This is a genomic window from Croceicoccus ponticola (assembly GCF_004004515.1).
GTDB lineage: Bacteria > Pseudomonadota > Alphaproteobacteria > Sphingomonadales > Sphingomonadaceae > Croceicoccus > Croceicoccus ponticola.
On record NZ_RXOL01000002.1, the window covers coordinates 343,400 to 364,798 of the forward strand.

Sequence of the window (21,399 nt, forward strand, 5' to 3'; positions counted from 1 at the left end):
TCGTTCGCGGCGAAAATTACGCGCGTGGCATCATGCCGGTCAATCGATGACGAAGTGCCCTGTGGGTATCGCCCGCAATCTCCTAACCTGACAGCCCGTCGATGGCGGCCCAGCCGTGCGGCGACAACCCCCGCGCCCGCCTTGCATCCATCCCGCCCAGCATGACGACGGGCACTCGTGCCCGTGCCGCGATCAGCCGCGCGCGAACCGGACCCAACTTGCCTGCGCCGGGATGCGATCGCGTGGCATAAACCGGCGACATCATGACCAGATTGGCCCCGGCCCGGTGTGCATCGGCCAGTTCGCGCATCGAATGGACGGTGGCGATGCGGATCGCACCACCCGCCCCGGCCACCACATCGGACGCGCCATAAACCGCGTCTGCGCCCCAGCGCCGCGCCAATGCGGGATCGCCGCCCAGCGCCACCATGATCCCGCGCGCCTGCGCGATCCGGGCCAGTCGCATGAACCGCGCCCGCCGTTCGCCGTGTGCAAGGTGATAGTGACGAAAGACAAATCCACTTCCGCGCGGCATCCCCGATAGGACGCTTTCCAGCGCCGCATCGTTGCGCGCGTCGCTGATCAGCCAAAGCTTCGGTAAAAGTGCCGAACGGATTCGGGACAGGGTCTGGTTCTTCGTCACGGCATCGCTATAGCAGCGCGCCATGGCCGAAACAGCACTGACCGACATCACGAACCGCATTACCCACGCTGCCGGCATCGCCCGGCGCAAGGCGGACGACATCACGCTGATCGCAATCTCCAAGACGCGTACCGCCGAAGAGATCGAGCCCTTGCTGCAATCAGGCCATCGCCATTTCGGCGAAAACCGGGTGCAGGAAGCGCAGGCGAAGTGGCCGGAATTGAAGGCCCGCTATCCCGATGTGCAGCTTCACCTCGTCGGGCAGTTGCAATCGAACAAGGCCGACGACGCGGTCGCATTGTTCGATGCCATCCACTCGCTCGACCGGCCCAGCCTTGTCACCGCCCTTGCGCGTGCCTTTGAAAAGGCGGGGCGGTCCGTTCCCTGTTTTATTCAGGTCAACATCGGTGCCGAAGACCAGAAGGGCGGCTGCGCCATCGCCGAGCTTCCCGCGCTGCTGGCATCCGCGCGCGATGCGGGCATCCCCGTCACGGGCCTGATGTGCGTTCCGCCGCTGGACGTAGAGCCTTCGCCCTATTTCGCGCTGCTCGCCAAGCTGGCGGCGGACAACGGACTTACCGGCCTGTCGATGGGCATGAGCGGGGATTTTGAAAGCGCGATCCGGCTGGGCGCAACGCACGTTCGCGTCGGCACCGCGCTGTTTGGCGAACGCGGCTGAGGCATCCCGTCCGGAACCCCGATCGCGCCCCGCCCGTTGGGGGGCAAAGGAGATTCCATGCAAGACGTCACCATCACCCGCAAGGACAGCGACACCCACGGCGAATACCGCGCCAAAGTCGACGGCCACGATGAAACCGGAGAGCTTACCTATCGCAAGGAAGCCGACGGCCAGGTGCTGGTCGCCGACCACACGTTCGTGCCGCCTTCGTTGCGCGGGAAATCATTGGCCGGAAAGCTGGTCGAAGCGCTGATCGCCGACGCGCGCGAGGAAGGCTTCAAGATCAAGCCGGTGTGCAGCTATGTCGTCACCGCGTTTCAGCGCAACCCGGAATGGAGCGCGCTGAAAGCGTAACAGTAGCGGGGCAGGAATCGGCCAATAACCTGCCATTGCGCGTATTGCTGACCCAATTTCCGGTATCGTTGACCATGTCATGATCGTGTCCCCATAGTCTGCTGAATTTGCCGCCCGGTGCGAGTCGCCGTGGTTCGGTGCTTCAAGAAGGCGGAGAAGATCATGACACGTTTTCGTTCGTCCGGTTCCATCTGTGCGATTGCCGCCGCGTTCGGCCTTGCCGCGACGCCCGCGCTGGCAACCAAGGCACGCTCGTTGGTCGACATCGACGGCATGCATGCGTCCAGCGCCGAAGGCGAGCTGGCATCGCGCGGGTTCAAGTACATCGACGGCCACAAGGGCGGCGGCGGATCGAGTACCAGCAATTGGTGGCATAGCGGCGACCGCGACTGCGTGCAGGTCGAGGTTATGGACGGCCGAGTCATGACCATCAATGACGTGATGGCACAGGATTGCGGCCATACCGACAAGGGAAGTTCGGGTGCCGGAACCGCCGTGGCCGCCGTTGCAGGGGCCGCGCTTTTGGGCGCCTTGCTAAGCCACAAGTCGCACCATCACGACGACAAACAGCACCTGTCCGACGCAGAGGCGGAAAAGCAGTACGATCGAGGTTATACCGACGGGCTGCACAATGTCGCGTATCACAACCACGACAAGTCGGACGCCTATTCGTCGGGCTATCAGGCGGGCGTCGATCAGCGGAAGAACAACACCAGCCATCACCACGGCAGCGGCGGTTATGCGCAAAAGGCGCAGTTCAAGGACCTTGAGGGCGGTCGCGCGCAAAATTTCGGCCGAGTGCTCGAAGAACGCGGCTTTGCCAATGTCGACGGATTTAAATCTGGTTCGACCGCATATACCATCTGGGCCCGGCCGAATTCGGGCCAGTGCCTTCAGGTGACGGTCGCCGACGGGCGGGTTTACGACATCCGCGACATCGGCAAGCACCCGAAGTGCTGAGCACCTGTCGCTGAAACGAAAATGGCGGGACCGGAGCAATCCGTCCCGCCATTTTCGTTGGCCGTTACGGTGATTACAGGCGCGATATCCGGCCAGCGAATCTCCGTAATGCGTGACGTTGCAAACCTATTTCTTGGGCCCTGAATTGCCGTTGCTGCCGGACGTGCCGGAGCTTCCGTGGCTGCCGGAATTGCCGCTTCCGGTGGTGCCACCTGTCGTGCCGCCGGTCGTGGTCGTGCCGCCAGTTGTCGTAGTGGTGGTGCTGCCAGTCGTCCCATCCAGTTCGCTTTCGAAAGTCGCTCCGGAATGCTTGACGTTGGCGCCAAGGACCAGCGCAGCCGCGCCGATGCCGGGGCCGACCACGGCCAGGATCAAAGCGTATTCCGCCGCCGACCCACCGCTGTCATCTTTCCAGAACCGCTTGAACATGCCCATATCCCCTTCGCGCCGCCGCGCTTGTCCTGACGAACAGGGGCGGTGCGGTGTTCCATGCAATTACGCGTCGCCAATCGGCAGAGGAAGCTCGGTCATGGAGATGACGGAACTCTTCATCTGTGTAACGAAGCACTAACAGCACAAGTCAGACTAAAGCGAAAAGGTTAACGGGCCGCAAAGGACCATATGCGCCCGAAGCTGGGGTGCCGGTGCCGATCGCCACGCTCATGCCGGGAGGGTCGATGGTGCTGCTGGGGAGGATTGAACTCCCGACCTCACCCTTACCAAGGGTGCGCTCTACCACTGAGCTACAGCAGCTTGCGCCATCGATCTTGCGAATCCCTGAAAAGCCGGCAGCAGGGCCGGGCGGACCGCAGGGGCGCGCTATTGGCGGTGGGGGTGCCTGTTGTCAAGCGCCGCCTTGCACTGCTTGCGACCGGCGTCGCGCAATGCCAAAGGATGGCTATGACGGACGAACCGGCAAAGGGTCATGACATGGCCGATAACCCACGCGAAACGCGTGAGGATAGGCTTGCCCGCCAACTGCGCGAAAACCTTAAGCGCCGCAAGGCGCAGGCCCGCCAGATGCGCGTCCCCGATCGCGGTGAAGGGGACGATTGAGCACCTTGACTGGGACTGGCGATTGCTCCGGTTTTGAACAGCCCTGCATCAAGTGCTTGAGCGTGGCGCAATTTCGGTTAATCTTGACACAATCTGATCCGTGCTAGGCGTGGAACCATGATGGGACTGAAAATTCGCAATCTTCGCCGTGCGGCACTGACCGCGCTCACCCTGCCTGCCCTATTGCTGGGCGCGTCCGCCGTTCAGGCGCAGGACGCGGCCGCCGAAAAGTTTCCCGAGACTTTCGAGGCATTCATCAACGGGCCCAACGGCTCGGTGCTCGACGGGCGGCAGGCCGACGTCATGGTCGGTACTGGGCTGAAACAAAACCTATTCGCCGTTGCGCGCCCGGACAAGGGACGGATCGGCGTGGCCGCGCTCGACCTGTCGACGGGGCAGTCGGTGTCGATCCTTGGCGATCAGTCCTTCCCGATGGCCAGCACGTCCAAAATCGCGATCGCCGCGACGTTCCTCGCGGGCGTGGACAAGGGCATCTACAGGCTCGACAGCAAGTACCCGCTGATGATTCCGGTCGCGTCGCGCGCGTTTTCAACATCGGTCGCGCCGGTAAAGCCCGGCATGGAATTGAGCGCGCGCAGCCTGATCGAAATGATGATCACGCGCAGCGACAACGCCGCGACCGACGCAATGTTGAAGGCCGTCGGCGGTCCCGCCGAAGTGACCAAGTGGCTTCGCGCGCACGGATTCCAGAAGACGCGCATCGACCGTGACATCGCGACGCTGGTGCGTGACGATGGCGAATTCGATCCCGCCACGACCGTCGACGTGCGCGATTCGACCCCGCCCGAAGAAATGGTGAAGCTGGTCGCCGGTCTTTATCAAGGGCAGTGGCTAAGCCAGTCGAGCCGCGACGTGGTCATCGGCGCGATGACCCGCACCGTCACCGGAAGAGGCCGGATCAAGGCCGGGCTGCCGACAGGCACAAGTTTCGGTCACAAGACCGGCACGTTGAACAATACCGCCAGCGACGTCGGTTTCGTCAAGCTTCCCGACGGACGGGTGATCGCGATGGCGATTTATGTCACCGGTCAGGGCGGCCGTCCGCAGCGCGACGCGCGAATCGCGGAAATCACGCGCACGCTCTACAGCGGGTTCGCCAATCCGCGCATCGCCGCCAGCGCCACGAACGACAACACCCGCGCTCGCTGAATTCAGGAATAAAGGCTGGCGTAACGTTCGCGCAGCAGCTTTTTCTGGATCTTGCCCATCGTGTTGCGGGGCAGTTCGTCCACCGCGATGACCTGTTTGGGCACCTTGAACCCCGCAAGGTCGCGCTTCATCGCGTCGCGCACCGCATCGGTATCGATGGTGCCCGCCGCGCGAACGATCGCGACGACAGCTTCGCCGAAATCGGGATGCGGTACGCCGATCACGGCGGCTTCGGCCACGTCGTCCCTATCGTCCAACAGCGCCTCGACCTCCGCCGGATAGACGTTAAGCCCGCCGGTGATGATCAGATCCTTTTCCCGACCGACAAGCTGGATATAGCCGTCGGCGTCAATCAGCCCCATGTCGCCGGTGATGAACCAGCCGCCTTCGCGAAATTCCGATGCGGTCTTTTCGGGCATCTGCCAGTATCCGGCAAAGACATTGGGGCCTTTTACCTCCACGATGCCGACGTCGCCTTGGGATAGCGGCGATCCATCTTCGCTTGCGATGCGCACCGACACGCCGGGCAGTGGCGGGCCGACGAAGCCCGCCTTGCGCTCACCGTCATAGGGATTGCTGGTCAGCATCCCGGTTTCCGTCATGCCATAACGTTCGAGCACGCGGTGGCCGGTTCGTGCTTCGAATGCGCGGTGAACGTCGGCGGACATGGGGGCAGACCCGGATACGAACAGCCGCATTTTCGACGTCGCCTGCCGCGTGAAATCGGCTTCGCCCAGCAGGCGCGTGTAAAACGTGGGCACGCCCATCATTACGGTCGCATCGGCCATTGCCGCGATCACGGCCCGTGCATTGAATTTCGCCTGGAAAATGATCGTCGCGCCCGAAAACAGCGCACAGTGCAGCGCCACGAAGAGGCCATGGACGTGAAAAATAGGTAAGGCATGGATCAGGCGGTCTTCGGACGTGAAACGCCAGAATTCGACCAGCGTCTCTGCGTTCGAAATCAGGTTGCGATGGGTCAGCATCGCGCCCTTCGGCTTGCCGGTCGTGCCGGACGTGTAAAGGATTGCCGCGATATCGTCGGGCTGACGCGCGACAGGCGGGGCAAGACCATCGGGCAGGTCGGTGAACAGTTCATCAAGCGTCGCAATCGCCAGCTTGTCGCCCCCGATGCGCCGGAACAGGTCGCGCGATTCGTCCTGGCAAACTGCGATAACCGGGGTGGCATCGGCCACGAAATAGGCCAGCTCCGCCTCGGTGTATTCGACATTGAGCGGCAGATAGATTGCACCGATTCGCAATGTGGCGAGATAGAGTACGACCGTCTCGACCGATTTTGCGGTTTGCACCAGCACCCGTTCGCCCGCCGCAACCCCCCGTTCGCCAAGCCTTGTGGCCAGCCGTCCCGCCGCCATGTCAAGTTCGCGATAGGTCCAGTCGCGCGTATCCGCCTCGATTGCGACCTTGTCCGCAAAGCGCGCAAAACTCTGCGCGAAACGCTGGTAAAGGTCGCCGTCGTGCATTGCTGATCTCCTGTTTCGCGGCAGCCCGTCTGCACGTCGCCGCCCGGCCTTGCAAGAGCGCGCAACGCTTCGGTAAATTGACAGTTTCGCAAATGACCTAATCGTGTAATTGTCTGGCGATGCCAAGGGACCAGACGATGGAAGCACAGCCTGAACGACCACCGCTCCGGCTTGGCGAGCCGGCACCGCGGTTTTCTGCGCGCAGCACGCAAGGTCCTGTCGACCTTGCCGATTTTCGCGGCCGTTGGCTCATGCTGTTCGCCCACCCGGCGGACTTCACCCCGGTCTGCACCAGCGAATTCGTGGCGCTGGCCCGCGCGGCGGGTGAATTCGAAAAGCTTGATTGTGCGCTGATCGGGATTTCAGCGGACAGTCTCTATTCCCATCTCGCATGGATCCGCATGATCCACGACCTGACGGGCGAGACGGTCGGGTTCCCGGTGGTCGAAGACCCGACGATGGAAATTGCGCGCGCCTATGGCATGATCGGTCGCGGCGCGCAGGACGCCGGTGCAATGCGCATGACCTGCTTCATCGATCCCGACGGCGTGTTGCAGGCTTCGACCAGCTATCCCGCCAATGTCGGGCGATCGATCCCCGAACTGCTGCGTCTACTGCAAGCGCTCCAGCACACGCAAAACGGCGACGTTCTGGCCCCGGCGGACTGGCAACCGGGCGATCCACTGTTCAAGGCGCCGCGCGAAATGGCGAGCGATGCGCTGAGCGGAACCTTGCCGACCGATTGGTTCTTCACGAAAGCCGACAAGTGACGGGCAGGCCCGACCCGATCGCATCGCGCGACCGCGAGGCGGAGGCAGAATTGCTGCGGGCAATCGCACATGGCACGCGGTTGCAGATCCTGTCGGCATTACGCGACGCCGAACGCGCTGTCGGAGAGATCGAGGCAATGACCGGCATCGCCCAGCCGGGCTTGTCGCAGCAGCTGGGCGTGCTGCGCAAGGCGGAGCTGGTGGCAACCCGGCGGGAGGGGAAGCAGGTGTTCTATGCCATAGCCGCCCCAAGGCTGGGCGAGGCACTAGCCGTTATCGACGGGTTGATGCCCGTGTCGGCTGCGCCAGCGACGAGCAAACCCGAACCCGCGACCGGTGGTGAGGCTCAGGTTGCAGCGGATAGGCGCGACCCGATCCGGCGGCGCGGCGGCGCGGCGGTTTTCGCACGCATCACCGACTAGGCTTCCCAACTAGGCTACCCGACAGGGCTTAGTGCGGGATATTTTCAAACGTGAACGGCGGACGCGAAAAGGGCGCGGAAAGCAAAGCTTCCCGCGCCCCTTCGTTTTCAGCAGAAAGCTGAAGCTTAGTCAGCCTGAGCTTCGGCTTCGGGCTCGTTCTGCACTTCGGCTTCGACTTCGGCAGCTGCTTCGTCGGCGCCATTGGCGGCGTCAGCAACGGCTTCGTCAACGGCTTCAGCAGCAACGTCCACGTTTTCAGCAGTGTCTTCGGCAGCCGCATCAACGGTCGTTTCAGCAGCTTCTTCGGTCTTTTCCGAGCAAGCGGTGAGCGAGAGAGCAGCGCCGGCAACAGCGGCGGCGAAAATGATCTTGCGCATGAATATGCATCCTTGTTTCGTTTTTTACGTGACGAGACCCCTCGATCACGCAAGGCCAACCCCAAAGGAGCCAGTCTCTGCGCACATAAATAGGCGCAAGAATAGGAGGATGCAAGCGTTTCGCACAAAACGCCACGATCCTTATGGCAGGGGATCATGTCGAGAGTATGGCGCTTTGCGGCAAGATTGGGGCTCAGGGGCAGGTTTTTTCAACGGCAGAGCGACCGCTTTGCGCAAATGTTCGCTGACCTTCGGCGTCCGCGCTGCTACTCCACCGCGATGGAAGAAACCCAAACCGATGCCCCGACCGACGCTCCCGCCGCCGCGCCAAAGGAAGCCGCAACCCCCGTCGTTACGGATGCCGCGGGAAAACCGCGCAAACCGCACCTCTACCTCGTCGACGGCTCTGCCTATATCTTTCGCGCCTATCACCGGCTGCCGCCGCTGACGAACCCGCACGGCACGCCGGTGGGTGCGGTCTACGGTTATACGACGATGCTGTGGAAGCTGGCGCAGGATCTCGACGATGCCGAAGGGCCGACGCATCTTGCCGTCATCCTGGACAAGGCGTCGCAGTCGTTCCGCCACGATCTCTACCCCGACTACAAGGCGAATCGCCCGCCGCCGCCGGAAGACCTCGTTCCGCAATTCCCCCTGATCCGCGATGCGACCCGGGCGTTCAGCCTGCCGTGCATCGAGGAAGAAATGCTGGAGGCCGACGATCTCATCGCCTCCTATGCCCGCGCCGCGACGCGCAAGGGCTGGGACGTGACGATCGTTTCATCGGACAAGGATCTGATGCAGCTTGTCGGCCGATGCGAAGAACCCGACGATGGCGTCGAGGGCGGCTGCATCGACATGCTCGACACGATGAAGAACGCGCGCATCGACATTCCAGAGGTCGAGGAAAAGTTCGGCGTGCGGCCCGAACAGCTGGGCGACGTGCTGGCGCTGATGGGCGATGCGGTCGACAACGTGCCGGGGGTGCGCGGCATCGGGCCGAAGACCGCGTCGAAGTTGATCAACGAATACGGCACGCTCGAAGCCGTGCTGGCCGCCGCGCCGGGCATGAAGAAATCCAAGATGCAGGAAAACCTGATCGAGCACGCGGACATGGCCCGCCTGTCGCGCGAACTGGTGCAGCTGAAGGAGGATTGCGATCTTCCCATGCCACTGGAGGAATTCGAGCTGGATGGTATTCCGCCAGAACCGCTGGCCGAATTCCTGTCGTCGCACGGTTTCACGTCGCTGCTCAAACGGCTGGGCGCGGGCGCGGGCAGCCCGTCGCGGCCCACCGACCTGAACCCGGCTAAGGTCGTGAACGGCTCGGCAGGCGCGCAGGGCACACCGGGCGCCCAACGCCAACCGCTGCCCGAATGGCCGGCGGTCGATCTCGACGCCTATGAATGCGTGCAGACGGTGGAGCGGCTGGATGCGTGGATCGCGCGGGCGCATGCCGCCCATGCGGTCGCCATCGACACCGAAACCTCGTCGCTGGACGCGATGCGGGCCGAACTTGCGGGCGTCAGCCTCGCTCTCGGCCCCAACGATGCCTGTTACATTCCGCTGGGCCATGGCAGCGACGACATGTTCGACGAAAAGCCGGCGCAGGTTCCGATGGACGTCGCGATCGCGAAATTGAAGCCGCTGCTGGAAGACGACGCGGTGCTGAAGGTCGGGCAGAACATCAAGTACGACATCAACGTGCTGGCCCGGCACGGCATCGCGATGGCCCCGGTCGAAGACACGATGATCCTGTCCTTCGACCTCGACGCCGGGCGTGGCGGGGGCGGGATCGGCAATGCGCACGGCATGGATTCGCTGGCCGAAACGCATCTTGGTCACACCACGCTGACGTTCAAGGACATCTGCGGCACCGGCAAGAAGCAGATCCTGTTCAGCGCCGTCCCGCTGGACAAGGCAACGCGATATGCCGCCGAGGACGCGGACGTGACATGGCGACTTTGGAAAGTGCTGCGCCAGCGCGTTACGGACGAGGGCGCGGCCCGCATCTACGAACATGTCGACCGTCCGCTGATCCCGGTTGTCGCCGGGATGGAGCGCGAAGGGATCAAGGTCGACCGCGACCGGCTCGCGTCTCTGTCCGCGGAGTTCGGCGGGCAGTGCGACACGCTGGAAAAGGAAATTCACGAACTGGCGGGTGAGCCATTCACCGTCGGCAGTCCGAAGCAGCTTGGCGACATCCTGTTCGAAAAGATGGGCTACAAGGGCGGGAAAAAGGGCAAGAGCGGCCAGTATTCGACCGACCAGTCGGTGCTGGAAGGACTGGCCGCGCAAGGGGCCGATCTGGCCGCGCGCGTGCTGGACTGGCGGCAATTGTCGAAGTTGCGATCAACCTATACCGAGGCATTGCAGCAGGCGATCAACCCACGAACGGGCCGCGTCCACACCAGCTACAGCCTTGTCGGTGCGCAGACCGGACGCCTGTCGTCGACCGATCCGAACCTTCAGAACATCCCGATCCGATCCGAAAGCGGCCGCCGCATCCGCGAGGCGTTCGTCGCCGAAGATGGCCACGTCCTGCTGTCGGCCGACTACAGCCAGATCGAGCTGCGCCTTGCCGCGCACATGGCCGACGTGCCCCCCTTGAAAGAGGCGTTTGCCAATGGCGAGGACATCCACGCCCGCACCGCGCGCGAAATGTATGGCGAAGTGACTCGCGACACCCGCGCGCAGGCCAAGACGATCAATTTCGCGATCCTGTATGGCATTTCGCGCTGGGGACTTGCCGGACGGTTGGGGGTAGAGGCAGACGAGGCGCAGGCCGTAATCGACCGGTACTTCGAACGCTTCCCCGGCATTCAGCGCTACATCGTGACGACTTTGGAAAAGGTGCGCGAAACCGGCTATTCCGAAACGCTGTTCGGCCGCAAGACGCACTTCCGGAACATCAATTCCAAGAACCAGGCCGAACGACAGGGCAGCGAACGCGCCGCGATCAACGCGCCGATCCAGGGCACGAGCGCCGACATCATCAAGCGCGCGATGGTGCGCATGTTGCCCGCGCTCGCCGATGCCGGGTTGGGGCCCAATAAGGACGGTGGGGGCGTGCGGATGCTGTTGCAGGTGCACGACGAACTCGTTTTCGAACTTCCCGAAGGAGATGTCGCCGCGGCCAGCCCGATCATCGAACGGGTTATGGCCGAAGCCGCGCTGCCGTCGGTTGCGCTCGACGTGCCACTGGGCATCGATATCGGCAGCGGAAAATCGTGGGGAGAGGCGCATTGATGTGGATGGAAAGCGGCGCTTCAATATCAACATGGCGTCAATCGCATTGATCTTGAGTGATTTTAACAGACAGTACGGGCGAGGACGGTTAAGCAGACCAACTCATTGACGGGAAAGCAGGCTTCTGGTGTCGCAATCGGGAATGTCTCCTCCGCGCAATCGCGGGTTGAAGGGCAGACGTCGTTTTTCGGCGCTTCTGGTGTTCGTGCTGACCGCCGTCGGCCTTGTTGTCAGCCTGATGCTCGTCTGGTCGACCATCAACAGCGAACGGGCGCAGCGCCAACAGGCGAGCCGCACCAGCGAAATCATGACTGCGCTGCGCGATATCGACCGTGCCGCGACCAACGCCGAAACCGGTCAGCGCGGCTATTTCATCACCCTCGACCAGCGGTACCTGGCCAGTTACGAATTCGGCAGGACGCTCTATCCCCGCGCGGTGGAGCGGCTGGAAAGCAAAATCCGCCAAGACACCGTCGACACCCGGCAGGATCAGCTGCTTGCGGAAATCACCCGTCGCGGGGATGAAAAGTTCGCCGAGCTTGGCACGACGATCGCCATGATCCAGCAGGGCGACATCCGCGGCGCCCAGCAACGGATACTTTCCGACGACGGTCGTCTGGCGATGGAACGTTTGCGCGATGCGTTGACCGAGATGGAGGGCATCGAGCAGGGGCTGCTGGCCAAGGCAGTAACCAAGGCGGCGACGGCGGAATACCGCATCCTCCCCCTGCTGTCGCTCACGCTGCTGCTCACGCTCGGTTCGCTGGCTCTCGGTTTGTGGCAGACCGTGCGAGCAACCCACGCCGAAGCGCAGGCCGAACAGGCCCGCGATCTTGCCGAGGCGCGCGACCGTGCCGACCTGTTGGCCCACGAATTGAACCACCGGGTGAAAAACCTGTTCGCGGTCGTGCTCGCCATCGTGCGGATGAGCGCGCGGGATCAGCCCGATGCGAAGCCTGTGACGGAGGGTATTGCCGCGCGTATCCACGCGTTGCTCGACGCGCACGAAGCGACGCAGGGCAAGGACGCCGACGGCAATGCCAGCATGCGCGTGCTTATCGAAAAGGTGCTTGCTCCATATTTGTCGGAACGGAACCCGGTCGAAATTTCGGGGCCGGAGGTGACGATGACGTCGCGTGAGGCGACGCCGCTGGGCCTTGTCCTCCACGAACTGGCGACCAATGCGGTGAAATATGGCGCATGGTCGCAAGAAGGCGGGCACATCGCGATTGACTGGCGCTTCATTGGCGACGGTGCGGCGCGTGAGCTGGCGCTGAACTGGCGGGAAACTTCCGCAACGCCGACGCCGCCCAGTGGTCGCGAAGGGTTCGGCACGATGCTGATGCAGAGCAGCGCACGCCAGTTGAGCGGGACGTTCGAGCGCACGTTCGAAAGCGATGGCATGGCGGTCACCATGCGGCTTCCCCACCCCGCGTAAGTCCACTGGCGCGATGGGGATGTTGCGGCCGGCTAGCAACGCAGAGCTCGCCCATCCTTGCCCGTTGCAAACCAGCATAGTAGGCGCGGCGTCATGGACATGCTGAAAAACCTGTTCGCAGATCAGCCGGAGCTCGTGCGCGAAACCACCGTCGCAGCGCTTGCCGCAGCGATCGCGATCCTGACGGCGCTGTTGGCTCATCGCCTTATCTTCAAGCTGTTGCGGCGAGTGGCGAACAGCAGCACGAGCACGACCGACGATCTCCTGGTGCGCAGGCTGGCGCGTCCATCGCGCTATGCCCTCATCGCGCTCGCTCTCGTGCTCGCCGCACGGGAAATACCGGCGCTGGACGAAGTCTGGGAAAAGGTTGCCGGGTTTCTTATGCCCGCGCTTGTCGGGTGGATAGCACTGTCGATCATGCATGCATTTATCCATGCGATGACCGAGCGGGCCGATATCACCGTGGCCGACAACCGGCTGGCACGGCGCAAGCGCACGCGATTGGCGATCTTTTCCCGCATCGGTACGGCGCTGATCATCTTCGTCACGGTCGGCCTGATGCTGCTGTCGATTCCGGGCGTTCGCGACATCGGGGTGACGTTGATGGCTTCGGCGGGTCTCGCCGGGCTTGCCGTCGGCGCGGCGGCCCAGCCGGCGTTGAAGTCGTTGATTGCGGGTCTGCAGATGGCGATTACCGAACCGATCTCCATCGATGACGTCGTCGTTGTCGATGGGGAATGGGGCCGGATCGAGGATATCAAGACGACTTACGTCGTCGTGCGAACGTGGGACGAACGACGATTGGTCGTGCCGACATCGAAATTCCTCGAGGAATCCTTTCAAAACTGGACCAAGCAGGGCGCGGAATTGTTGGGGTCCGTCCTGCTTTATATCGATCCCGTTACCGACATCGCCCCGATCCGCGCCGAATTCGAACGGCAAGTAGCCGACCATCCGCTGTTTGACGGGCGGGTCCAACACCTTCAGGTCACCGGAACTTCGGTACAGGCGATGGAACTGCGACTGGTCATGAGCGCGCGCAATGCGGCAGAGATCTGGGACCTGCGCGTTGCGATCCGCGAGACGATGATGGACTGGCTGCGGCGCACCATGCCCGACGCGATCGAGCGAATGCGCCCTCCGCCCGCAGCGGTGCCCGGCAACGAGATCGGCCCGAAATTCACCTGAACGATTTTGGCCCGAAGAATATTGGCCCGAAGAATATTGGCATGACACGAAAAAAGGCCCGCTCGATGGGAGCGGGCCTTTTGCTTGTTGGTCGGTGCCGGATTATTCGTGCTTGTTGTCGCGGGTCGGCGTCAACATGCCCGGCGTCACGAAGCCGATGGGATTCATTTCCGCCGCGCGCCGTTTCAGTTCGCCACGCATCTTTTCGTATTCGCTGGCCATCTGGTCGGTGACCGTGGGCCGCGAGGATTTGAGCGCGTCGTCGAAGTCCGCCTTGTTGACCTCGGTTACTCCGGCACCTTCGCGCCTGATGGCGTTCAGGCCTGCACGCCGGACCACGTCCTCGAGGTCCGCGCCGGTGTAACGGTCGGTTCCCTTGGCGATGGCGGCAAGGTCGACATCGGCGGCCAGCGGCATTTCGCCGGTGTGGATCTTCAGGATGTGCAGGCGTCCCGGCTCGCTCGGTGCCCCGACATAGATCAGCTCGTCGAACCGGCCCGGGCGAAGCAGCGCGGGGTCGACCAGCGTCGGCCGGTTGGTTGCGCCGATCACGACGACCGACTGCAATTCTTCCAGCCCGTCCATTTCGGCCAGGATCGTGTTGACCACGCGGGCAGTGACTTGCGGCTCGTTACCACTAGACCCGCGCGCGGGGACAAGGCTGTCGATCTCGTCGATGAACAGGACGCAGGGCGCGACCTGCCGGGCGCGGGCGAACAGCTTGGAAATCTGCTGTTCGCTTTCGCCGTACCATTTCGACAGGAGGTCGGACGACTTCATCGAGATGAAGTTGGCCTCTGCCTCTTTCGCGACGGCCTTGGCCAGCAGCGTCTTGCCGGTGCCCGGCGGACCATAGAGCAGGAAGCCCTTGGCCGGACGGATGCCAAGCCGCTTGAACGCGTCGGGGTTCTTGAGCGGCAGTTCGACGCCTTCACGCAGCATTTCGGTCGCGTCGTCCAGCCCGCCGATATCGGCCCAGCCGACCGTCGGCGCCTGCACCATCACTTCGCGCATGGCGCTTGGCTGCACGCGTTTCAATGCGGTCATGAAGTCGTCGCGGTCGACTTTGAGGTCGTCGAGCACTTCGGGCGGGATCGTTCGGGCATCGAGGTCGATGCGCGGCATGATCCGGCGGACCGCGTCGATGGCGGCCTCTCGCGCCAATGCCGCGATGTCCGCACCGACGAAACCATGGGTGGTGCGCGCCAGCTCCTTGAGATCGACATCTTCGGCCAGCGGCATGCCGCGGGTGTGGATGGCGAGGATTTCGCGCCGTCCGTTTTCATCGGGCACGCCGACGACGATTTCACGGTCGAACCGACCGGGACGCCGCAGCGCCTCGTCGATCGCGTCGGGACGATTGGTGGCGGCGATGACAACGAGGTTGGAGCGGGTCTGCAACCCGTCCATCAGCGTCAGCAACTGCGCGACCAGCCGCTTCTCCGCCTCGCCCGAAACGTTTTCACGCTTGGGCGCAATGGAATCGATTTCGTCGATGAAAACGATGGCCGGGCTGTTCTTCTCGGCTTCTTCGAACACCTCGCGCAGGCGCTTTTCCGATTCGCCATAGGCCGAGCCCATGATTTCGGGCCCGTTGATGAGGAAGAAATTCGCCTCGCTTTCATTGGCGACGGCCTGCGCCAGCCGCGTCTTGCCGGTGCCCGGCGGGCCGTGCAGCAACACGCCCTTGGGGGGATCCACGCCAAGCCGAGTGAACAGTTCGGGATAACGCAGGGGCAGCTCGACCATTTCGCGCAATTGCTGAATGGTCTCGCTCATGCCGCCGACGTCGTCGTAATTGACCGCGGCGCGCGCGTCGCGCGGCTCTTCATATTCCGCCTTGAGCTCGACTTCTGTGTGTTCGTCGATGTGTACGATGCCCTTTGGCGTGGTGGCCACGACGGACAGGCGTATCTGCGTCAACGCGTAGGCGGGCGCATTGAACATGCGCGCGATTTCGGGCGGCATATCCTGCACCCGCTGCTGTCCGCGCGTGGCGACAAGATCGCCGGCAGTGAGCGGGCGACCGAAAAAGTTGCGGCGCAAAGCCTCTGCCGGGCCCTGCAGGCGCATTTCGCGCTGGGCCGGGGCGAATACGACGCGGGTGGCGGGGCGCGATTCGGCCTTGCGGACGCAGACATGCTCGCCCGAGCCCACTTCGGCATTGCCGCGTTCAAGCCCGTCCAGCCGGATGACGTCGAGGCCCTCATCTTCTGGATAAGGCAGCAGAGCGCGTGCAGGCGTTATGCGCTTGCCCTGAATTTCGATCACGTCGCCTTCGGTGATGCCAAGCGTCGCCATGGCGGTACGCGGAATGCGCGCGATGCCATGGCCGGATTCTTCTTGTTTCGCCGCTGCGACCTGTAGCTTCACTTCGCGTACGATCGCCGCTTCTGCATCAGCCATGCGATGGGTATCCTCGTCTATGTTGCGATCCCGCCATGGGGCGGGGACTCAAAGGACGAGATGGGAACTGGTTCCCTCCGTTGCAAACCGGCAATGTTTCGATGGAGCCGCGGATCGGCAAAAAACGGACAAAAAAAGGCCCGGGCGGAAAGACCGACCGGGCCGTGTAAGTTTGGGAGAGGATGCCTGTAAGGCCCGACCTAGATGCGCTGCCTCGCCTCTGTTCGCAAGTGCGAAAAGGAGCAGAGTGGGTGCAGTTTTTGCAACTATCGGGAAGTGGTTATTGTTTTCAATGGCATAACTGCTAACACTGGTGTTAGCTAATTTGGAAAAGATAGTTTCTGCCGGGACTATGGTGCACTGCATCAAACCAATGGCTCACACCGCCCAGTGTATATCGATCAGGGTTCGATAGGTCGCGCGCAACCTTTGCGCACCTCTTCGCCGATCGTCAGCGTGATGGTATAGGGATATTCGCGGTCGGACATGCCGTCCGAACATTCGGCGACCCGACCGGTCAGAACCATGTCCTGATCGTCCAATTTGGCGGTCAGCGCGATTTCGTCCTTGCCGGTCTGCTCGCGCGTATATTCCAGCGACTGGCCTTGCTGATCTTCGGGCGTCATGTAGCGCAGCCGTCCTTCGCTGACATGGACGGCCCAGAACGGTTCGGTGCCCAGCGCGCGAAAACTGGCCGGGAAACCGGTCTCGTCCTGCTCTGCGGCATCAATGGGGAGCGCGGGCAACGCGGCGTCTTCGTCGATCGCCACGGCCCTATCGCTGGCAGTCGGCTCAGGAGCCGGATCGCCCCCGCCGTTGCAGGCGCAAAGCGTGAAAGCAAGGGCGAGCGCGATGTGCGATGGGCGGTTGATCATGGTCGTACGTGCTATCACAACAAACAACGCCCCGCGAGATGCTTGCCCCCCGCCCCCCGCTCTGGCACCGCGGCGCGGAACGCCGCCCACCATGACGCACAAGAGACATTCCGCATGACCGACACGACATGGCGCATGCCGCCCGAATGGCACCCGCAAGATTGGCTGTGGATCGGTTTCCCGCATGATCCGGCGGAATGGCCGGGCGTCCTTGCCGAAGCGCAGGAAGAAATCGCCGCTTTTGCCAGCGCGGTGGCCGACAGCGGGCAGGAAGTCCGGCTGATCGTCCGCGACGGGGCCAACGAGATGCGGGCAAGGCAATTGGCCAGCGCGGCGGTGCGGCTGGAACGACGGACGTATGGCGACATCTGGTTGCGCGATACCGGACCGCTGGTGGTCGGCGACGGCGCGGGGCATCGCTTGGCGCGGCGATTCGGCTTTAACGGCTGGGGCGGCAAATACATGATGAGAGGCGACCAGACGATAGGCGCCGAACTGGCCACCGATGCGGGCCTCGCCGTGAGCCAGAGCGAATGGATACTCGAAGGCGGAGCCATCGACGGCGACGGCACCGGCTTGGCGGTCACGACCGAACAGTGCCTGCTGAACCCCAACCGCAATCCCGGCATGAACCGCAACGAGATCGAGGCGGCGCTTTGCCGCGATCTTGGCATGGACCGGGTGTTGTGGCTTGGCGAGGGTCTGCTCAACGATCACACCGACGGCCATGTCGACAATCTTGCCCGCTTCGTGGCTCCGGGGCGCATCGCATTGCCATTGCCCACGGGCGCGGACGACCCCAATCGCGCGATCTATGCCGATGCGCGGGCGCGGGCGCGGGATTTCGGACTGCGGATCGCCGACGTCCCATCGCCGGGCCTGATCACCTCGGGCGACTTCGTGGAGCCTGCAAGCTTCATGAACTTTGCGATCACGACGCATCTGGTCGTTGTGCCGACATATGGCAGCCTGCACGACGACGATGGTGTCGCCGCCGTCGCGGAGCTGTTTCCAGAGCGGCAGGTGATCGGATTGAAGGCAGGGGCCGTGCTGGCCGGCGGCGGCAGCTTCCACTGCGCCAGCCAGCAGATGCCGTCGGCCTGAGCTATTCCGATCCGGCCGCCCTGGCCGCCAGTTCGGCGATGGCCTGCTGCATCTGATCGGTACCGTAAGGCTTCACGATCATCGGCACGTCGGCAAAGCGTTCGGGAATGGTTCCTTCTCCGCCATAGCCCGATGCGAACAGGAACGGGATGCCCGCTTCCATCAATCGCTCAGCCGTCGGCATCGAATTTTCGCGACCCAGATTGAAGTCGAGCACGGCGAGTTCGATCCCGCCTGCATCAAGCGCCTTGGCCGCAACGCCGTTGCTTGCCGCAAGAACGACATCGGCCGCACCCATTTCGCGCAGCGAGTCCTCGGCGTCCATCGCGATCAGGGCACTGTCTTCGACCAACAGCACTTTCTTGCCACGCACGAAATCGCCATCGCCCTTGCTCGGAGCGGCGATTTTCTTCGTCTGCTCATCCCGTTCTCGGGAGCTGGCGATGTAGCGTTCGGGCAAGACGAAACGCGCTTCGAACCCGGCCATCTTGTAAAACGTCTTCGCCTCACCTCCCAGTTCGTGCGGGATCGACGTTTCGATCACCGTCGTGCCGAAGCCGCGCCGCTTGGGCGGCATGACGGCAGGTCCGCCGATTTCGCGCCAGTCGATGACGAGAGCGCCGTCGGGATCGATCTCCCACGCCACATGGACCGTTCCGCTATCGCTCAGCGCGCCGTACTTCGCGGCATTGGTGACAAGTTCGTGCATGACGAGCGCCATGACGGTGAACGCATCGGGGGTGATCGCGACATCGGGCCCGGTCATGCGGATCGCCTGACGGTCCGGCTGGAAATAGGCCCTGCCCTCGGTTTCGATCAGGTCTTCCAGCCGGGCTGGGCCCCATTGGTCGGCAGTCAACTGATCGTGCGCGCGGGCCAGTGCTTGAATACGGGAATCGAGCGTCGCGACGAAACTGTCGACGTCGCCCGCGTCGCGGCTGGTCTGGCCCATCAGTGCGCGGATCAGAGCGAGGATATTGCGCACGCGATGGTTAAGCTCGCTGATGAGCAGTTTTTGCTGTTCGGCGAACTTGCGTCGTTCCTCGCTCGCCGCTTCGGTCAGTCGTAGTACGACCTCCAGCAAGGTGGAGCGAAGGGCTTCGGCCACGCGCAGTTCGGAATCGCGGAACGGTTCGGCCTCGCCGCTGACCAGTTCGGACCACTCCTCGAAGCTTTTGCGCGGGGTCAGGCGGGGGCCATTGGGACCGTACTCGATATCCTTGTCCTGGCTTCCGGCCCAGCGGACGGAGCGCAGGCGTTCGGCCCGGAACAGGACGACGTAATCGCGCGGACGGCGCGAAATCGGAATGGCGAGCAGGCCTGCGGCCTTGTGCGCGTAAGTCCGCGCTTCGGGCAGGACATCGCCGATCCGGCTGGTCGTGAAAATCTGGCCCGCTTCCCGCCGATTGAGCGAACCGACGAGGGCGCGAAACTGGTCCTCGTTCGGGGTCAAGCCGCTGAGCGAAAGCCTGTCGTCCACGAAAACGCCCACGCCGTCGGCGGGAATGGCGTCCAGCACGAGGTCGCCCATCCATTGCGCATCGCTCAACCGGTCGCTGTCCTGCGCCGCGGCGGCCATCAGGCGGTCGGCAACCTTGCGAGCCTTGTCCTCATAGGCGGTAATTTCCGCATTGAGGCGGCTTTCGACCAGAAGCGAGAACATCTGGCCGAACAGCTCCGCCGCACTGCGCTCGGCAAAGCTGGGCAGGCGCGGGCTGTAATGGTGACAGGCGAACAGTCCCCACAATTTGCCGCCGATGATGATCGATATCGACAGCGACGCGCGTACGCCCATGTTCTTAAGATATTCGACGTGGATCGGTGAAACCGACCGGAACAACGACAGCGAAAGGTCAAGCGGTTCGCCGTCTTCGCGCGGTTCGATCGGGCAGGGGACATCGTCGACATCGGCGATGATGCGAAACACGTTGCGCACGTAAAGCGTGCGGGCCTGTTGCGGTATGTCCGATGCCGGGAAATTGAGGCCGAGGAAGCTGTCGATGCCCGGTTCCAGCGCCTCCGCCACGACCTCGCCCGATCCACCGGGAGCGAAGCGATAGACCATGACCCGGTCGAACCCCGTCAGGAGGCGAACCTGTCGCGCCCCTTCGCGCAGGATCGACTGGATCGAATCGGCCCGCTGCACCCGGGTGACCATGCTGCGCACGAGCGAGGAAATCTCGATCTCGTCGCCGCGGGCAGGTTCGCATTCGATGACGATAGACCGATCGGAAAAATGGATCGCAACGTCAAAGGTCCTGCCGCCCTCTAGCAAGCGCAGCGAAAAGATGCGTTCGACCGCATCGTCGCCACGCAAGTGCGAGGCACGACCCCGCAGCGATTTCATCGAATGGGGCAGGAACAGTTCGGCCAGCGGACGGCCCAGCAGACCTAACGGCTCGATCCCGAAATAGGCTTCGGTATTGGCCGCGCGCTGGATCATCCAGTCGGCGCCCACGGTGATCAGGAAGCCGAACGGCTGGATCGAACCGGGTATGTGGATCGGCTCGCGATCGCAGTTGGTAAGGTCGACGGAGCGCGACCCCAGATCACCAATCGTCAAGGAAGGTCCCCCGCTAACGCATCGGCTGCCCGACGGAACGTCTGGAAAGTTTCTATAGCCGCCTCGGTCGCCTCGTCCAGCCAGCCGGGGCCGCCCAAGGCAGCTTCTGCGTCGAGCGCGGCGCAGAATTCCTGCCATCGGGCGGACATATCGGCTGCGGCGGCAAGGTAACGGCAAGGCGATCCATGCGGCAGGCGCGCAGATAGCATGCGACCGCCGAGTTTCGACCCTTCGAGAACGTATTGGACGCCCCATGCCGCAACGGGCGACGCATCGGATGCGATCATCGGCACCGGAAGGGGCGCGTCCAACGCGGCAAGGTCGTCGGCAATGAACGGATAACGCGGCTGCCAGGACGACCAGCCACGCCCCGTAACCGCGAGTTCCAGCCGTGGCAGCGCAGTCGCATGCGCGGTTAGGAACGCGCGGTAATGATCCGGGCGCGAAATATCGAACGGCGCGAAGGCCGCCTCGGTCGCCTCATGCTCTTGACGCGACCGCTCCCGCAGGGCGAAACGCGGCGTCGTCAAACGCGCGGTCGGCGCATGGCCACTGTTGACCTGCGCCGACCCGACTTCGTTTGCAGCATGCGTTTGTCGCGCAATTGCGACCCCATTATCCATCTTTGCGAATTGCAACCCTCGCTTCACTTGGTGGTCTT

General features: G+C 63.2%; 19 protein-coding genes and 1 tRNA gene. 11 read left to right on the forward strand and 9 right to left on the reverse strand.

What is annotated here, in order from left to right; all coding sequences use genetic code 11:
• Positions 1–82: 82 nt before the first annotated feature.
• Positions 83–667, reverse strand: a complete 585-nt coding sequence (locus tag EKN06_RS07685; RefSeq protein WP_127612302.1) for a thiamine phosphate synthase — start codon at positions 665–667, stop codon at positions 83–85.
• Here EKN06_RS07685 and EKN06_RS07690 point away from each other — a divergent pair.
• From EKN06_RS07690 to EKN06_RS07700, 3 genes are all read left to right on the forward strand, one after another.
• The gene (locus tag EKN06_RS07690; protein ID WP_127612303.1) at positions 666–1,322 is read left to right on the forward strand and encodes a YggS family pyridoxal phosphate-dependent enzyme; all 657 of its coding nucleotides are present in this window, start codon (positions 666–668) and stop codon (positions 1,320–1,322) included. The two genes, EKN06_RS07685 and EKN06_RS07690, sit on opposite strands and share 2 nt — an antisense overlap.
• A gap of 57 nt (positions 1,323–1,379) precedes the next feature.
• Positions 1,380–1,676: a GNAT family N-acetyltransferase gene (locus EKN06_RS07695; RefSeq protein WP_127612304.1), complete on the forward strand. Its 297-nt coding sequence runs from the start codon at positions 1,380–1,382 to the stop codon at positions 1,674–1,676.
• A gap of 162 nt (positions 1,677–1,838) precedes the next feature.
• Positions 1,839–2,636 carry a hypothetical protein gene (locus EKN06_RS07700; protein WP_127612305.1) on the forward strand — a complete coding sequence of 266 codons (798 nt, stop codon included), beginning with the start codon at positions 1,839–1,841 and terminating at the stop codon, positions 2,634–2,636.
• A 126-nt stretch (positions 2,637–2,762) separates the two neighbouring features.
• On the opposite strand, the gene EKN06_RS16120 is transcribed toward EKN06_RS07700, so the two are convergent.
• Both EKN06_RS16120 and EKN06_RS07710 read right to left on the reverse strand, forming a co-directional pair.
• The gene (locus EKN06_RS16120; RefSeq protein ID WP_338068079.1) at positions 2,763–3,065 is read right to left on the reverse strand and encodes a Flp family type IVb pilin; all 303 of its coding nucleotides are present in this window, start codon (positions 3,063–3,065) and stop codon (positions 2,763–2,765) included.
• Positions 3,066–3,314: 249 nt separating this feature from the next.
• Positions 3,315–3,389, reverse strand: a tRNA-Thr gene (locus EKN06_RS07710).
• A 147-nt stretch (positions 3,390–3,536) separates the two neighbouring features.
• Here EKN06_RS07710 and EKN06_RS15635 point away from each other — a divergent pair.
• Together EKN06_RS15635 and EKN06_RS07715 are read left to right on the forward strand one after the other, a co-directional pair.
• A complete protein-coding gene (locus EKN06_RS15635; RefSeq protein WP_164843962.1) occupies positions 3,537–3,692 on the forward strand; it encodes a hypothetical protein in 156 nt (51 codons plus the stop codon).
• A 117-nt stretch (positions 3,693–3,809) separates the two neighbouring features.
• Positions 3,810–4,862, forward strand: coding sequence for a serine hydrolase (locus EKN06_RS07715; RefSeq protein WP_240654668.1), 1,053 nt, complete (start codon positions 3,810–3,812; stop codon positions 4,860–4,862).
• A 2-nt stretch (positions 4,863–4,864) separates the two neighbouring features.
• Here the strand turns inward: EKN06_RS07715 and EKN06_RS07720 are convergent, their stop codons facing one another.
• Complete coding sequence (locus tag EKN06_RS07720; protein WP_127612306.1) at positions 4,865–6,346, reverse strand: AMP-binding protein; 1,482 nt, start codon at positions 6,344–6,346, stop codon at positions 4,865–4,867.
• A 137-nt stretch (positions 6,347–6,483) separates the two neighbouring features.
• Between EKN06_RS07720 and EKN06_RS07725 the strand changes: the two genes are divergently transcribed.
• Positions 6,484–7,116 (forward strand): peroxiredoxin, encoded by a 633-nt coding sequence (locus EKN06_RS07725; RefSeq protein ID WP_205693844.1) that lies wholly within the window; start codon positions 6,484–6,486, stop codon positions 7,114–7,116.
• Positions 7,113–7,538 (forward strand): ArsR/SmtB family transcription factor, encoded by a 426-nt coding sequence (locus EKN06_RS07730; protein WP_240654669.1) that lies wholly within the window; start codon positions 7,113–7,115, stop codon positions 7,536–7,538. The genes EKN06_RS07725 and EKN06_RS07730 overlap by 4 nt, the downstream gene beginning before the upstream one ends.
• A 125-nt stretch (positions 7,539–7,663) precedes the next feature.
• On the opposite strand, the gene EKN06_RS07735 is transcribed toward EKN06_RS07730, so the two are convergent.
• Positions 7,664–7,915, reverse strand: a complete 252-nt coding sequence (locus tag EKN06_RS07735) for a hypothetical protein (RefSeq protein ID WP_127612308.1) — start codon at positions 7,913–7,915, stop codon at positions 7,664–7,666.
• A gap of 237 nt (positions 7,916–8,152) precedes the next feature.
• Here EKN06_RS07735 and polA point away from each other — a divergent pair, with 237 nt between their 5' ends.
• The 3 genes from polA (at position 8,153) to EKN06_RS07750 (ending at position 13,790) form a co-directional block, all read left to right on the forward strand.
• Positions 8,153–11,164 carry a DNA polymerase I gene (polA, locus tag EKN06_RS07740; RefSeq protein WP_240654670.1) on the forward strand — a complete coding sequence of 1,004 codons (3,012 nt, stop codon included), beginning with the start codon at positions 8,153–8,155 and terminating at the stop codon, positions 11,162–11,164.
• 142 nt (positions 11,165–11,306) lie between these two features.
• On the forward strand, positions 11,307–12,602 hold the full coding sequence (locus EKN06_RS07745; protein ID WP_127612310.1) for a sensor histidine kinase: 1,296 nt from the start codon (positions 11,307–11,309) through the stop codon (positions 12,600–12,602).
• A 93-nt stretch (positions 12,603–12,695) separates the two neighbouring features.
• Entirely contained in the window at positions 12,696–13,790 is a 1,095-nt protein-coding gene (locus EKN06_RS07750; protein ID WP_127612311.1) for a mechanosensitive ion channel family protein, read from the forward strand.
• 102 nt (positions 13,791–13,892) lie between these two features.
• Here the strand turns inward: EKN06_RS07750 and EKN06_RS07755 are convergent, their stop codons facing one another.
• Complete coding sequence (locus EKN06_RS07755; protein WP_127612312.1) at positions 13,893–16,196, reverse strand: CDC48 family AAA ATPase; 2,304 nt, start codon at positions 16,194–16,196, stop codon at positions 13,893–13,895.
• Positions 16,197–16,597: 401 nt separating this feature from the next.
• Complete coding sequence (locus EKN06_RS07760; RefSeq protein WP_127612313.1) at positions 16,598–17,071, reverse strand: COG3650 family protein; 474 nt, start codon at positions 17,069–17,071, stop codon at positions 16,598–16,600.
• A 114-nt stretch (positions 17,072–17,185) separates the two neighbouring features.
• Between EKN06_RS07760 and EKN06_RS07765 the strand changes: the two genes are divergently transcribed.
• A complete protein-coding gene (locus EKN06_RS07765) occupies positions 17,186–18,175 on the forward strand; it encodes an agmatine deiminase family protein (protein ID WP_127612314.1) in 990 nt (329 codons plus the stop codon).
• A 1-nt stretch (position 18,176) separates the two neighbouring features.
• Here EKN06_RS07765 and EKN06_RS07770 read toward each other — a convergent pair whose 3' ends face one another.
• Complete coding sequence (locus EKN06_RS07770; RefSeq protein WP_240654671.1) at positions 18,177–20,738, reverse strand: HWE histidine kinase domain-containing protein; 2,562 nt, start codon at positions 20,736–20,738, stop codon at positions 18,177–18,179.
• Positions 20,735–21,361, reverse strand: a complete 627-nt coding sequence (locus tag EKN06_RS15935; RefSeq protein WP_240654672.1) for a biliverdin-producing heme oxygenase — start codon at positions 21,359–21,361, stop codon at positions 20,735–20,737. The genes EKN06_RS07770 and EKN06_RS15935 overlap by 4 nt, the downstream gene beginning before the upstream one ends.
• Between the last annotated feature and the right edge of the window lie 38 nt (positions 21,362–21,399).